This window comes from Streptomyces araujoniae, assembly GCF_050871195.1.
In the GTDB taxonomy this organism is placed as follows: Bacteria; Actinomycetota; Actinomycetes; order Streptomycetales; family Streptomycetaceae; genus Streptomyces; species Streptomyces bacillaris.
This window is the reverse complement of sequence record NZ_CP194070.1, coordinates 5,438,528-5,451,137: the sequence shown is the minus strand read 5'-3', so window position 1 is coordinate 5,451,137 and position 12,610 is coordinate 5,438,528. Positions and strand designations below refer to the sequence as shown.

At 71.9% G+C, this 12,610-nt stretch carries 13 protein-coding genes; 6 read left to right on the top strand and 7 right to left on the bottom strand.

Features of this window, described 5'->3' with window-relative positions; all coding sequences use genetic code 11:
- The first annotated feature begins 47 nt into the window (after positions 1-47).
- Complete coding sequence (locus tag ACQ9ZG_RS23655; RefSeq protein ID WP_003966321.1) at positions 48-233, top strand: DUF6104 family protein; 186 nt, start codon at positions 48-50, stop codon at positions 231-233.
- 27 nt (positions 234-260) lie between these two features.
- On the opposite strand, the gene ACQ9ZG_RS23650 is transcribed toward ACQ9ZG_RS23655, so the two are convergent.
- Positions 261-1,094, bottom strand: coding sequence for a hypothetical protein (locus ACQ9ZG_RS23650; protein WP_386698127.1), 834 nt, complete (start codon positions 1,092-1,094; stop codon positions 261-263).
- Positions 1,095-1,247: 153 nt separating this feature from the next.
- Between ACQ9ZG_RS23650 and ACQ9ZG_RS23645 the strand changes: the two genes are divergently transcribed.
- Complete coding sequence (locus ACQ9ZG_RS23645; protein WP_181398430.1) at positions 1,248-2,117, top strand: DUF4097 family beta strand repeat-containing protein; 870 nt, start codon at positions 1,248-1,250, stop codon at positions 2,115-2,117.
- A 1-nt stretch (position 2,118) separates the two neighbouring features.
- Positions 2,119-3,159 carry a PadR family transcriptional regulator gene (locus ACQ9ZG_RS23640; protein WP_499281205.1) on the top strand — a complete coding sequence of 347 codons (1,041 nt, stop codon included), beginning with the start codon at positions 2,119-2,121 and terminating at the stop codon, positions 3,157-3,159.
- Positions 3,160-3,345: 186 nt separating this feature from the next.
- Here ACQ9ZG_RS23640 and ACQ9ZG_RS23635 read toward each other — a convergent pair whose 3' ends face one another.
- From ACQ9ZG_RS23635 to ACQ9ZG_RS23620, 4 genes are all read right to left on the bottom strand, one after another.
- On the bottom strand, positions 3,346-3,885 hold the full coding sequence (locus tag ACQ9ZG_RS23635; RefSeq protein WP_499281204.1) for a GNAT family N-acetyltransferase: 540 nt from the start codon (positions 3,883-3,885) through the stop codon (positions 3,346-3,348).
- Positions 3,878-5,311, bottom strand: a complete 1,434-nt coding sequence (locus tag ACQ9ZG_RS23630; protein ID WP_109915044.1) for a cellulase family glycosylhydrolase — start codon at positions 5,309-5,311, stop codon at positions 3,878-3,880. Before ACQ9ZG_RS23630 ends, ACQ9ZG_RS23635 begins: the two co-directional genes overlap by 8 nt.
- Before the next feature lie 64 nt (positions 5,312-5,375).
- A complete protein-coding gene (locus tag ACQ9ZG_RS23625; protein ID WP_028416333.1) occupies positions 5,376-6,344 on the bottom strand; it encodes a zinc-binding dehydrogenase in 969 nt (322 codons plus the stop codon).
- 268 nt (positions 6,345-6,612) lie between these two features.
- Positions 6,613-7,860: an NAD(P)-dependent malic enzyme gene (locus ACQ9ZG_RS23620; RefSeq protein WP_018492127.1), complete on the bottom strand. Its 1,248-nt coding sequence runs from the start codon at positions 7,858-7,860 to the stop codon at positions 6,613-6,615.
- A gap of 536 nt (positions 7,861-8,396) precedes the next feature.
- On the opposite strand from ACQ9ZG_RS23620, the gene ACQ9ZG_RS23615 reads away from it, so the two are divergent.
- Genes ACQ9ZG_RS23615 through ACQ9ZG_RS23605 form a run of 3 tightly spaced genes read left to right on the top strand, consistent with a single transcriptional unit; the run spans position 8,397 to position 11,117 of the window.
- Positions 8,397-9,359: an ABC transporter substrate-binding protein gene (locus tag ACQ9ZG_RS23615; RefSeq protein WP_018492126.1), complete on the top strand. Its 963-nt coding sequence runs from the start codon at positions 8,397-8,399 to the stop codon at positions 9,357-9,359.
- A gap of 28 nt (positions 9,360-9,387) precedes the next feature.
- Positions 9,388-10,356 carry an amino acid ABC transporter permease gene (locus ACQ9ZG_RS23610; protein ID WP_099220457.1) on the top strand — a complete coding sequence of 323 codons (969 nt, stop codon included), beginning with the start codon at positions 9,388-9,390 and terminating at the stop codon, positions 10,354-10,356.
- A complete protein-coding gene (locus ACQ9ZG_RS23605; RefSeq protein ID WP_018492124.1) occupies positions 10,353-11,117 on the top strand; it encodes an amino acid ABC transporter ATP-binding protein in 765 nt (254 codons plus the stop codon). The genes ACQ9ZG_RS23610 and ACQ9ZG_RS23605 overlap by 4 nt, the downstream gene beginning before the upstream one ends.
- 111 nt (positions 11,118-11,228) lie before the next feature.
- On the opposite strand, the gene ACQ9ZG_RS23600 is transcribed toward ACQ9ZG_RS23605, so the two are convergent.
- Together ACQ9ZG_RS23600 and ACQ9ZG_RS23595 are read right to left on the bottom strand one after the other, a co-directional pair.
- Positions 11,229-12,032: a hypothetical protein gene (locus tag ACQ9ZG_RS23600; protein ID WP_499281203.1), complete on the bottom strand. Its 804-nt coding sequence runs from the start codon at positions 12,030-12,032 to the stop codon at positions 11,229-11,231.
- On the bottom strand, positions 12,029-12,547 hold the full coding sequence (locus tag ACQ9ZG_RS23595; protein WP_018492122.1) for a SigE family RNA polymerase sigma factor: 519 nt from the start codon (positions 12,545-12,547) through the stop codon (positions 12,029-12,031). Before ACQ9ZG_RS23595 ends, ACQ9ZG_RS23600 begins: the two co-directional genes overlap by 4 nt.
- Between the last annotated feature and the right edge of the window lie 63 nt (positions 12,548-12,610).

Here is a 12,610-nt window from a genome sequence, read left to right as displayed (position 1 = left end):
TCGCGGGGCCGGGTCCCCGGCGTTTCCCCGCTGGATATCCTTCTCCCATGTACTTCACGGACCGTGGCATCGAGGAACTGGAGAAGCGGCGCGGCGAGGAGGAGGTCACCTTCGAGTGGCTGGCCGAGCAGCTGCGTACGTTCGTCGATCTCAACCCCGACTTCGAGGTGCCGGTCGAGCGCCTGGCGACCTGGCTGGCCCGGCTGGACGACGAGGACGACGAGGACGCGTGAGCCCGAGGGGGCCGGGCACACGTCCGGTCAGCGCGTCTCCGTAGCCGCCCTGGCCCGGTGGTACGCGAGCCCGAGCGCGCCCTGAGCCAACAGCAGGGCTCCGGCGGTCGCCCAGCCCCCGCTGCGCCGTCGGGCGCCCCAGAGGAGCAACGGGAGCCCGGCCGCGAGCTGGGCGGCGGCGACGGCCCGGGCCCGGGGGCCGCGCACCCAGGGGCCGAGGCTGCTGCTCTCGACCGCGTCGAGTTCGGCCCGTACGGCGTCGCGCCACCCCGCCCACTCGACGCGCTCCGCCCCGCGCTGCACCGCCGCGACGCTGCGCAGCCGGTCGGCGCTCTCCCCCGGACCGAGTCCGGTGGGCAGGACGAGCCCCGTCCGGGTCAGCACCGCGAGCAGCCCGCGCAGCCGCGCCCCGGCGTCCGCGTCCGGGTCGGGCCGGGTCAGCTCCTCCAGCGCCTGGAGGTCCAGTACGGGGTCGAGTCCGAGGCGGGCCGCGAAGGTGCGCATCGCCTCGTCCTCGCCCACCGGGGTGCCGTCGGCGAGCCAGACGTAGCCGACGGTGCGGCGGAATCCGGCGGCGAGGGTGTAGCCGGCCCGGTCGGCGTCCCACCACAGGGCGAGCACCGGCCAGGGGGAACCGACGGCCAGGGCGGTGGCCCAGCCGCCGAGGACCCGGTCGACCGGTTCGGGATCGCCGCCGGAGGGTCCGGTGTCCCGCCAGGGCTTGCCCTCCGGTACGAGAACGCTCCACTCCTCGCCCGCGCGCGTCAGCAGCATCTGCTCGCGCAGCAGGTGGGCGAGCGGCCGTACGGTCCCGGGGTCGGCACGGCAGAGCAGGAGCGCCCCGGTGGATGTCGCGTTCATAGGCCACACGCTAGGGCAATTTGCCCATGTTCGATGCCTTTTGGTCACCTGAGGCGCTCGTCGATGGCCCTTGACTTCCCTCATCCGCGATATATCGTGTTCTTCACGAGACGCGATATGTTGCGTCATGATCCTCTCCGGGAGGTCCCATCCATGGCTGTGTCGAAGCGGACCGTCGCCGAGCCGCAGAAGCTCGCCTTCGACGACCCGGTGACCGCCCTGCAGGTACGTGTGGTCGGCGGCACGGTCAACGTGGTCGGCACCGACGAGCCGGGCGCCCGGCTGGAGGTCTCCGCCGTCGAGGGCCCGCCGCTCCTGGTGACGTACGAGGACGGCCGGCTGACCGTGGCGTACGAGGACCTCCCCTGGCAGGACCTCCTGCGCTGGCTCGACCCCGGCGGGCGCCGCCGCAGCACGGTCGTCTCGCTCACCGTGCCCGCCGCCGCCTCGGTGGAGGTCGGCGTGGTCGGGGCGGGGGCCGTCGTCTCCGGGATCGAGGGCCGCACCGACGTCCGGGGCATCACGGGGGACATCACCCTGGTCGGGCTGAGCGGGGCGGTCCGCGGGGACTCCGTGTCGGGCAGCCTGGAGGCCCAGGGCGTCACCGGGGACCTGCGCTTCCACTCGGTGGCCGGGGATCTGACGGTGGTGGACGGGGCGGGCGCCTCGGTCCGGGCCGAGTCGATCAGCGGGGACATGGTGCTCGACGTCGAGCCCTCGGCCGTCGCCGCGGACCGGCCCACCGACATCCGGCTGACCACGGTCTCCGGCGAGATCGCGATCCGGCTGCCGCATCCGGCGGACGCCCGGGTCGAGGCGAACACCGCGAGCGGGGCCGTCTCCAACGCCTTCGAGGACCTGCGGGTCGGCGGGCAGTGGGGCGCGAAGAAGATCACCGGCACGCTGGGCGCCGGGACGGGGACCCTGAAGGCGACGACCGTCTCCGGTTCGATCGCCCTGCTGCGCAGGCCCCCGGCCGAGGACGCCGTCCACGGTGCCGAGCCGACCGGAAAGGTTCTCTGACATGGCCCCCGTATTCGCGCACGGCCGACTGCGCCTGTATCTGCTCAAGCTCCTGGACGAGGCCCCGCGCCACGGCTACGAGGTGATCCGGCTGCTGGAGGAGCGCTTCCAGGGCCTGTACGCCCCCTCCGCCGGCACGGTCTACCCCCGGCTGGCCAAGCTGGAGGCCGAGGGGCTGGTCACGCACGCCACCGAGGGCGGCCGCAAGGTCTACTCGATCACCGACGCGGGACGCGAGGAGTTGGCGGGCCGCAGCGGTGAACTGGCCGATCTGGAGCTGGAGATCCGCGACTCCCTCGCCGAACTGGCCGCCGAGATCCGCGACGACGTGCGCGGGGCGGCGGGCCGGCTCCGCAGCGACATGCGGGCGGCCGCCTCGGAGTCCCCTACGGACCGGGACAAGCAGTCCTCCCCCTTCGGGGACCTGGGCGACTTCGGGGACTTCGGGAATCTGGGCGACCTCGCGGACAGCAAGGCGTGGCGCGCGGCCAAGGAGGAGGTGCGCCGGGCCAAGGAGGAGTGGCAGGAGCAGGCGCGCCGGGCGAAGGACGAGTCCCGCCGGGCCCGCGAGGAGGCCCAGCAGGCCCGCCGCCAGGCCAAGGAGGCCCAGGACCGGGCGCGCGAGCAGGTGCGGGATGCCGCCCGTCAGGTGCAGGAGCACTTCACCCGGGGCGACTGGCCCTCCGGTGTACGGGAGGGCCTGGCCGAGATCACCGGTCAGCTCGGCGGCTTCGCCCGCTCCGGCGGCTGGTCCACGTTCGGCAGGCCCTGGTCCGCCGACGCGGAGGCGGCCGGCGAGGCCGGGGCCCCGGAGACCGGCCACGCCCCCGACTGGGCTGAGGACGTCCCGGCCACGGACGACCCGGCCCGCGACCTGGACCGTCTGCTGGACCGGTTCCGCGACACGGTCCGGGACGCGGCCCGCGACCACGGCGTGACGGACGCCCAGCTGGCCGAGGCCCGCCACCACCTGGGCGCGGCGGCGACCCGCATCGAGGCGCTGCTGACCCCGCCGGAGACGGACGGGAAGAAGGACGGCTGAGCCAAGGAGCAAGGACACGACCGGGGGCGTGGCCCGTTGCGTACGGGCCCCGCCCCCGGTCGTGTCCGGCCGTCGGCGCGGGGCCCCACCGGAGCCGCACGGGGCCCGACGGCCCCACCGGAGCCGCACGAGGCCCGACGCCCGCCTCACCGCCCAACCGCCCCACCCCGCCTTCGCGTGCCCCCGTCAGTCACCGTCGGCGGCATCGTCGGCCAGCCGGGCGTGCCGCTCGACGTCGTACCGGGTGCGGCCGTAGCGCAGCCTGCTCCGCTCGATGCCCTCGGTCGCGAACCCGGCCCGCCGGGCGACCCGGCAGGAGGCGTGGTTGTCGGTACGGTGGCCCAGCTCCAGCCGGTACAGCCCCTGCCGGCGGAACGCCCAGCGCGCCACCGCCCGTACGCCCGCGGAGGCGACGCCCCGGCCGCGGGCGCTCTCCGCGGTCCAGTAGGAGACCCAGGCCGTGTCGTGGATCCGGTTGATGTCCTGGAGGGCCACGCAGCCGAGCGCCTCGCCCTTCTCCCCCACGACGGCCCAGGAGTAGTCGGTCCGGGCCCCGCGCTCGCGCGTGCGCTCCGCGATCCAGACCAGCGCGCCGGCGAGGTCGAAGACGGGCCGGTCCGTCTGGCGGCCCATCTCGTCCGGCTCGAAGGCACGCAGGACGGCGGGGGCGTCGGCGGGGAGCCAGGGCCGGAGCAGAAACCCTTCAGGTGCGGTGAGTTCATCCATGCGGCCCAGCCTCCCGCACGGTGACCACCACCTCCGCTCCGGGCCACGCCAGGACGGCCACCCGGCCACCGTACGGGGCCCTGCCGACGACCTGGGCGGCCCGCCCGGTGACGGAGACCCGCCAGCCCTTGGCGGAGGGCGGCAGCGACAGCTCCGTGAGGCCGGGGCGGGCGGCCGCCCGGTAGGCGAGGCGGTAGGAGCGGCGGTCCGGGTCGTAGGTGTCGGAGCGGACCGTGCCCGCGACGGCGGGGGCGTACGGGGTGGCCGTCCGCTCCTTGTTCGTACGGAAGCGGCCCCGCTCGTCCACCGCGCAGTAGCCGCCGCCGTAGCACCAGACGTACCCGGCCCAGCCGGAGCTGTAGCGGTTCAGGGAGGCGACGGCCTCGCGGTAGAAACGGCCCATGTTCGGGAGGGAGTTGTTGAGCGGGCCCCACTCCCCCACGACCACGGGCATCCCGTACTGGGCCGGATAGGCGGTGACGGCGGCCTCGTACGCCTCGATCCACCCCGCGTCCGGGTCGTAGTCGGCGCCCGCCTCCATGGCCGTGTTGTAGAAGTGCGGGGCGTACACGGTCCGGCTGTCGTGGATCCGGCCGAGGCCGGTGGGCACGCCCTCCCCGACGATCGGGGTCGGCTCGACGAAGAGCCAGGTGGTGCGGTCCTTCGCGCGGACGGCGCGGGCGAGCCGGTTGTACATCGGGGTGAGGTGCTGGGCCTCGATGCGGCGGGCGGCGGTCGCCAGGTCCTCGCCCTCGCGCAGCTCCCCCATCGGCTCGTTGATCAGGTCGTAGCCGATGACGGCCGGGTGGTGGCGGAAGCGTTCGGCGAGGACCTGCCACATGGCGGCCTGGGCGCGTTGCAGGTCGGGGTCCTCGTAGAGGTGGGTGAAGGCCCGCTGGACGGCGGGCTGGAAGTACTCCGAGAACCAGTCGTCGGGGTCGGGGGTGAACGGCAGCCCGTCGGTCCTGGTGGCCCACTCCGGGATGCCCCGGTGGCCGAACGCGGGCCCGAAGACGTCCTGGTGGGCGTCGATGAGGACGTGGATGCGGTGCCGGTGCGCCCAGTCCAGGATGCGTTCGATCTTCCGGAGGTAGCGCTCGCTGTACTGCCCGCGCCGGGGCTCCAGGTCGTCCCAGAAGACCAGCAGCCGGGCGAAGTTGAACCCGCCCGCCCGCAGGTCGCGGAAGTGGCGCTCGGTGATGGCGCTGAGCGCGGCCTCGCCCCGGTTCGCCTTGTCCTCGACGTTCCAGCCGCGCAGGGTGAGGGTGCGGCCCCGGCTGTCGGTGAGGGGCGGGACGGCGCGTTCGTACGTCGACGGGCCGGCGGCCCGGGTGGGTGCGGGGTGCGCCGAGGCGGCGGGGGCGAGGGCCCCCGCCGCCAGGACGGACGCGACGACAAGTGCTATGAGTGCTCTGCCCATACGCATGGGCGGCATCCCATCAGCAGAGCTGACACTTGTTCAAGTATGGTGCGGCGGTGAATTCGGGGGGCTACTCCGTCGGCCGGAGCACGATCTTCCCGAACTGCTCGCCGTCGGCCAGCCGCTGGAACCCCTCACGGGCCCGGTCCAGCGGCAGCACCTCGTCGATGACCGGCCGCACGCCGGTGGTGGCGCAGAACGCGAGCAGGTCCTCCAGCTCGTCCTTGGTCCCCATGGTGGAGCCGACGACCTTCAGCTCCAGGAAGAAGATCCGGGTCAGCTCGGCGTGCGAGGGCCGGTCGCCGCTGGTGGCCCCGGAGATGACGAGGGTGCCGCCGGGGCGGAGCGACTTCACCGAGTGGGACCAGGTGGCGGCCCCGACGGTCTCGATGACGGCGTCCACCCGCTGCGGGAGCCGCGCCCCGGGCTCGTACGCCTCCAGGGCGCCCAGTTCCACCGCCCGCTTGCGCCGGGTCTCGTCGCGGCTGGTGGCGAAGACCCGGAGTCCGGCGGCCTTCCCGAGCACGATCGCGGCGGTGGCGACCCCGCCGCCCGCGCCCTGGACGAGCACCGAGTCGCCGGGCCGGACACCGGCGTTGGTGAAGAGCATCCGGTACGCGGTGAGCCAGGCGGTCGGCAGACAGGCGGCCTCCTCGAAGGAGAGCCCCTCCGGCTTGGGCAGCACGTTCCAGGTGGGGACGGAGACCTGCTCGGCGAAGGTGCCCTGATAGCGCTCGGTGAGGATGGAGCGCGGCTCCTTCGGCCCGACTCCGTGGCCCGACTGGCCGATGACGGAGTGCAGGACGACCTCGTTGCCGTCCTCGTCGACGCCCGCGGCGTCACAGCCGAGGATCATCGGCAGCCGGTCCTGCGAGAGCCCCACGCCCCGCAGCGACCAGAGGTCGTGGTGGTTGAGGGAGGCGGCCCGGACGGTGACGGTGCTCCACCCGGCACGCGTCTGCGGTGCGGGGCGCTCACCCAGCTCCAGTCCGTCGAGGGGCCGGTCGGGGTCGATACGGGCTGCGTAGGCGGCGAACATGGCTCGACGATAGGCGGGGCGGGGCGACGGCGTAACCGCATCCGCGTGTGACGCACACCAACATTCCAGCCCCTGAGGCGATTGAGGAGCGGAGCTCCCGGGGCGCTGCCCCGGACCTCGCTGCTCGATCGCCACAGGGGCTGGTGGTTCGGGCCCCGCTCCTCGAACGCCGGAAGGGTTGAGAGAGGGCCCGCGAGGCTGAACGCGGAAGGGGCGGGGCCCGTACCCACCGGACCCCGCCCCCTCACACGTACAGGCACGCGCAACGTCAGCGCCGGGCCACACCCTCCGCCCGCGCGGCGGCGGCCACCGCGGCCGTCACGGCGGGCGCGACCCGCTCGTCGAACGGGGAGGGGATCACGTAGTCCGCCGCCAGCTCGTCGCCCACGACATCCGCCAGCGCGTTCGCCGCGGCGATCTTCATGCCCTCCGTGATCCGGGAGGCCCGGACCTGGAGCGCACCGGCGAAGATGCCGGGGAACGCCAGCACGTTGTTGATCTGGTTCGGGAAGTCCGAGCGCCCGGTCGCCACCACGGCCGCGTACTTGTGCGCGACCTCGGGGTGGACCTCCGGGTTCGGGTTGGCCATAGCGAAGACGTACGCGCCGGGCGCCATCGACGCCACCGCCGCCTCCGGCACCGTACCGCCGGAGACGCCGATGAAGACGTCCGCACCGGCGAGCGCCTGCTCCAGCGAGCCGGAGATCCCGGCCCGGTTGGTCAGCTCGGCCAGCTCGCGCTTGACGTCGGTCAGGTCGTCCCGGTCCCGGCTCACGATGCCCTTGCGGTCGGCCACGGCGACATCGCCGATGCCCGCCTCCAGCAGGAACTTGGCGATGGCCACGCCCGCCGCGCCCGCGCCGGAGATCACACCGCGCAGATCGCCGAGCGTGCGCCCGGAGAGCTTGGCGGCGTTGCGCAGGGCGGCGAGGGTGACGACGGCCGTGCCGTGCTGGTCGTCGTGGAAGACCGGGATGTCCAGCCGCTCCTGGAGCTTGCGCTCGATCTCGAAGCACCGGGGCGCCGAGATGTCCTCCAGGTTGACCCCGCCGAAGGAGGGGGCGAGCCGGACGACGGTGTCGACGATCTCGTCGGCGTCGGTGGTCGCGAGCGCGATCGGCACCGCGTCCACGCCGCCGAACTGCTTGAAGAGGATGGCCTTGCCCTCCATCACGGGGAGGGACGCCTCGGGCCCGATGTCGCCGAGGCCGAGCACGGCGGTGCCGTCCGTCACGACGGCCACGACCTGGGACTTCCAGGTGTAGTCGTGGACGAGCTCGGGGTTGTCCGCGATGGCGCTGCAGACCTTGGCCACGCCGGGCGTGTAGGCCAGGGAAAGGTCGTCCTTGTCGCGGATCGGGACGGTGGACTGCACGGCCATCTTCCCTCCCCGGTGGAGGGCGAAGGCCGGATCGAAGGGCTCGTCGGCCCCGGTCTCCGCATCCGCGGCGCTCGCGCGCCGGATGTCGCTGTCGGTCGTGCTGTCGCTGCGAGGATTGACGATCTCCGCTGCCATGGTGTTGACCCCTTAAGTCTTCATCGTTTGAGGGTGGCCACTCCTGGTTGAGGAGGGGTGGGCGGGCACCGCGTACGCGCCCCGCACCGGGCGGTTGGCCCGCCCCGGCGGGGTGAGGTACGTACGCGCGGGCGCGCCGCACACGCGCCCTGAGCCCCGGATGAGGGGTGTAAACGTCTTTCTTACCGGACCAACCCTGTTACGCACGAGTCCATTCCGATGCGGTGACGTGACTCATAGTCGAATATCTGGACAAGTCGGCAAACCGGCACAAATGCCGCCCGAAGGGTGAGGTGTGCCGAAGATTCTTCGGCATCACGGACGGTTCACCACAGAAGGTCCGGTCCAGACCTATCGGTCACGCGAGTTCGGGTGTTGCCCGTTATCCGATTTTGACATGGCTGGGCCCCTGAACAGACCTGTCCGAATGGCAGGATGCCGTCATCAAACGAGGTTCCGACACTCGAAGGTGCGTGCCAAGCCTCCGAAAGCCCCCCACCCTCTCTTTCATCCCTCACCTGCCGGAGGATCCCGACATGACCGCAAGCATCATGCGCCGCAAGACCGCCAAGTCCCGGATTGCGGCGGTCGGCGCCATAGCGGTCGCCGGCTCCCTGCTGCTCACCGCCTGTGGCGACCAGACCGACAGCGCGTCCACGGGCAGCGGCGACGGCACCGCCACCAAGGCCGGCGCCCCGCTCTTCTCGAAGCTGCCGGAGAAGTACCGGAAGTCGGGTGTCATCAAGGTCGGCACGAACGCCGAGTACGCCCCGATGGAGTCCGTCGAGAACGGCAAGATCGTGGGTGTCGACCCCGACATCGCCGCGGAGCTGGGCAAGAAGCTGGGCGTGAAGTTCGAGTTCACCTCGGGCAACTTCGACGGGCTGATCACCGCCCTCAACTCCGGCCGCCACGACATCGCCATGTCGTCCATCACGGACAACAAGCAGCGCCAGGAGGGCCTGGACGACGCCGGCAAGAAGCTGGGCCCGGGCGTCGACTTCGTCGACTACTTCCTCGCCGGTACCGCCGTGTACACGAAGAAGGGCAACCCGCAGAACATCAAGTCCATCGAGGACCTCTGCGGGAAGACCGCCTCCGTGCAGCGCGGCACCACCTACGAGGAGGCCCTCAAGAAGCAGTCCAAGACCTGTACGGACGGCGGCGAGAAGGCCATCAAGATCGAGTCGTTCGAGAACGACACCGAGGCCCAGACCCGGGTCAAGTCCGGCGGCGCGGTCGCCGGGGTCAACGACTACCCGGTCGCGGTCGACCTGGCCCGCAAGGCCGACGGCGGCAACGCCTTCGAGGTCGTCGGCGAGCAGATCGACGCCGGCCCGTTCGGCATCGCCGTCAAGAAGGACAACACCGGGCTGCGGGACGCCCTGAAGGAAGCCGTCGACGCGATCATCGCCGACGGTTCGTACCAGAAGGTGCTCGACAAGTGGGGCGCCGGCACGGGAGCGATCGACAAGGCCGCCATCAACGGCGGCAAGTGACCGGACGCTCCACTGAAGGGCAGTCACGATGACTGACAAGTTCGACAAGGCACCCGCCGCATCACCGGCCGGCCAGGTGTCCGTCTCCAAGGCCGCCACCACGGCCCCGGAGAACATCAAGGCCATTCCCGTCCGCCATGTCGGCCGTTGGATCAGCGGCGTCGTGGTGATCGGCCTCCTCGTCGCCCTCGGATACGCCTTCTCGCAGGGCAACATCCAGTGGCAGGCGGTGGGCGACAAGCTCTTCGACAGCACCGTCATCGCCGGAGCGGGCCGCACCCTGCTGATCAGCATCCTCGCGATGGTGCTGGGTGTGATCCTCGGTGTGGTCCTGGCCGTGATGCGGCTCTCGAAGAACCCGGTCACCAGCTGGGTCGCCTGGCTGTACATCTGGTTCTTCCGGGGCACCCCGGTCTACGTACAGCTGCTGCTCTGGTTCAACCTGGCGCTGATCTTCCCGATCCTGAACATCCCGTTCATCTACAAGGACGAGATGACGGACGTCATGACCCCGTTCATGTGCGCCCTGCTGGGTCTCGCGCTGAATGAGGCCGCCTACATGGCGGAGATCTGCCGCGCCGGCATCCAGTCGGTCGACGAGGGCCAGACCGAGGCGTCGCACGCGCTCGGCATGACCCAGGCGAAGACCATGCGCCGCGTGGTCCTGCCGCAGGCGCTGCGAGTGATCATCCCGCCGACCGGCAACGAGTTCATCAACATGCTGAAGACCTCCTCGCTGGTCTACGCGGTCACGTACAACGAGCTGCTCCGCTCCACCTCGCAGATCGGCTCCACGTCGTACGCCGTCATGGAGATGCTGTTCGTCGCGTCCATCTGGTACATCGTGATGACCAGCGTGTTCAGCGTCGGCCAGTACTACCTGGAGCGCCGCTACGCCCGCGGCTCGCTGCGCTCGCTGCCGCTCACCCCGTGGCAGCGCGTCAAGGCCAACCTCGCCGGGTTCAGCAACCGGCCCTCCGGAGGTGTCTCCGCATGACCACCCCCATGGTGAAGGCCGAGGGCGTCCACAAGTCCTTCGGCGCAGCCCACATCCTCAAGGGGATCGACCTGGAGGTCGCCCCGCGTGAGGTGTTCTGCCTGATCGGCCCGTCCGGCTCCGGCAAGTCGACCTTCCTGCGGTGCATCAACCACCTGGAGAAGATCAACGCCGGCCGGCTCTCGGTCGACGGCGAGCTGGTCGGCTACCGGCAGAAGGGCGACAAGCTCTACGAGATGAAGGACAGCGAGGTCGCCCTCCAGCGCCGGGACATCGGCATGGTCTTCCAGCGCTTCAACCTGTTCCCGCACATGACGGCCCTGGAGAACGTCATGGAGGCGCCGATCCAGGTCAAGGGCGAGGCCAAGGCCGTGGCCCGGGCCCGCGCCGAGAAGCTGCTGGACCGGGTGGGCCTCGGCGACAAGGCGAAGAACTACCCCACGCAGCTCTCCGGCGGCCAGCAGCAGCGCGTCGCCATCGCCCGCGCGCTGGCGATGGAGCCGAAGCTGATGCTCTTCGACGAGCCGACCTCCGCGCTCGACCCGGAGCTGGTGGGTGACGTCCTGGACGTCATGCGCGGCCTGGCCGAGGACGGGATGACGATGGTGGTCGTCACCCACGAGATGGGCTTCGCCCGCGAGGTGGGCGACGCGCTGGTCTTCATGGACGACGGCGTGGTGGTCGAGTCGGGCCACCCGCGCGACGTCCTGACCAACCCGCAGCACGACCGGACGAAGTCGTTCCTGTCGAAGGTGCTGTAGCCCGTCCCACGGAAGAGGGCGGTACGGACACGATGTCCGTACCGCCCTCTTCCCTGTCCGCCCCTCCCGCGGGCCTCCGGGCACCACCCCCGTGGGTGCCCGGCGCCCCCGTCAGGGCGTCTTCGGCAGCACCTGCGGACTGGTCAGCAGCGCCCTCAGGTGCTCCCGGGAGACCGGGGGCGCCGGGAGGAGGGGGCCCTGCGTGCCGGTGCTCTCGAACCCGGTGCTGGAGCGTACGAGGATCTGGGAGCCGTCCCGCTGGACCAGCTCGCCGGTCAGCTCGGGCCCCCAGCGGACCTCGTCACCGCCCCGGAACCGCTTCGCGTCGTTCCACAGGGTCAGCACCCGCCCGTCGGGGAGCACCTCGCGCACGCAGTTCGTGCGGTACGTGTCGCCGCTCATCGCGGGGCAGACGTCCTCGTCCGGGTCGGCGGGACGGCCGAGCTTGCTCTCCACGGTGGCCCGGTCCTCGTAGGTGAGGACGAGATAGCCCACGCCCCCGTCCTTGCGGATCGCGTACTGCCCGTCGAGCGGCCCGAGATAGGTCTCCTTCACCTCGTCGGGGTCGAGCTGCTTGATGAGCGCGAGCAGCGTGACCTGTTCGATCTCCCCCACCTCCGGGGGCAGGAGAGCCGCCAGCCGCTCGGCCCTGGTTCCCGTGAGGACCGGTGCGGGGGTGGTCGGGGAGCCGGACACCCGGGGCTCCGTCGCCACCGACGTACGGGGCCCGCCCCCGCCGCCCAGCCGGGGCACGGTGATCGCCCCGGCCGCGATCACCACCACAGCCACCGCGGAGACGACGGCCCGGCGGCGCCGGCGGACCCGGTCGGCCCTGGCGTACACGGCCTCGGCGGAGAACCCGGGGCTGCCCGCGCCGTCGGCCGCGCGGCCGAGCAGTTCGTGGATGTCGTTCATACCCGTTCCTCCGCCATTCCGGCGCGCAGTGCCGCCAGGCCCCGAGCGGCATGGCTCTTGACGGTGTTCGTCCGCATCCCGAGCGCCTCGGCCGTGGCCTCGACGCTCAGGTCCTCCCAGTAGCGGAGCACCAGCACGGCCCGCTGCCTGGGGGTGAGCCGGGCGAGTGCCGCCCGGACGACCAGACCGGTGTCCGTGTCGGACGCGACCGCCTGGCGGTCGGGGAGTTCGCCGTACGCCTGTTCACGCCGCCAGAACCTCCGGCGGCTCGCGATGAAGGTGTTGACCAGCGTCTTGCGGGCGTAGGCCTCGATGTTGTCGAGCCGCCCGTGCCGCCGGCCGCCCAGCACGACCTTGACCAGCGCGCTCTGGACCAGGTCCTCGGCCTCGTGCCGGTCGCCGCAGAGCAGATAGGCGCTGCGGAACAGCGCGGTGCGGCGGCCCTCCACGAAGTCGTGGAGGGCGGATTCGTGGTGCGCGGCATCCTGACGCGCTCCGCCCTCACCTACCCGCATTCCGGCCCTCTTCCGGGATCCGCATGGACCGCCCCCTCTTCCCCCGGCCCGCGGGTGCGGACC

What these genes read in the sequence shown, in the direction of transcription:
- ACQ9ZG_RS23655 (WP_003966321.1), top strand. Translation starts at nt 48, where the DNA reads ATGTACTTCACGGACCGTGGCATCGAGGAACTGGAGAAGCGGCGCGGC.
- ACQ9ZG_RS23650 (WP_386698127.1), bottom strand. Translation starts at nt 1,094, where the DNA reads ATGAACGCGACATCCACCGGGGCGCTCCTGCTCTGCCGTGCCGACCCC.
- ACQ9ZG_RS23645 (WP_181398430.1), top strand. Translation starts at nt 1,248, where the DNA reads ATGGCTGTGTCGAAGCGGACCGTCGCCGAGCCGCAGAAGCTCGCCTTC.
- ACQ9ZG_RS23640 (WP_499281205.1), top strand. Translation starts at nt 2,119, where the DNA reads ATGGCCCCCGTATTCGCGCACGGCCGACTGCGCCTGTATCTGCTCAAG.
- ACQ9ZG_RS23635 (WP_499281204.1), bottom strand. Translation starts at nt 3,885, where the DNA reads ATGGATGAACTCACCGCACCTGAAGGGTTTCTGCTCCGGCCCTGGCTC.
- ACQ9ZG_RS23630 (WP_109915044.1), bottom strand. Translation starts at nt 5,311, where the DNA reads ATGCGTATGGGCAGAGCACTCATAGCACTTGTCGTCGCGTCCGTCCTG.
- ACQ9ZG_RS23625 (WP_028416333.1), bottom strand. Translation starts at nt 6,344, where the DNA reads ATGTTCGCCGCCTACGCAGCCCGTATCGACCCCGACCGGCCCCTCGAC.
- ACQ9ZG_RS23620 (WP_018492127.1), bottom strand. Translation starts at nt 7,860, where the DNA reads ATGGCAGCGGAGATCGTCAATCCTCGCAGCGACAGCACGACCGACAGC.
- ACQ9ZG_RS23615 (WP_018492126.1), top strand. Translation starts at nt 8,397, where the DNA reads ATGACCGCAAGCATCATGCGCCGCAAGACCGCCAAGTCCCGGATTGCG.
- ACQ9ZG_RS23610 (WP_099220457.1), top strand. Translation starts at nt 9,388, where the DNA reads ATGACTGACAAGTTCGACAAGGCACCCGCCGCATCACCGGCCGGCCAG.
- ACQ9ZG_RS23605 (WP_018492124.1), top strand. Translation starts at nt 10,353, where the DNA reads ATGACCACCCCCATGGTGAAGGCCGAGGGCGTCCACAAGTCCTTCGGC.
- ACQ9ZG_RS23600 (WP_499281203.1), bottom strand. Translation starts at nt 12,032, where the DNA reads ATGAACGACATCCACGAACTGCTCGGCCGCGCGGCCGACGGCGCGGGC.
- ACQ9ZG_RS23595 (WP_018492122.1), bottom strand. Translation starts at nt 12,547, where the DNA reads ATGCGGGTAGGTGAGGGCGGAGCGCGTCAGGATGCCGCGCACCACGAA.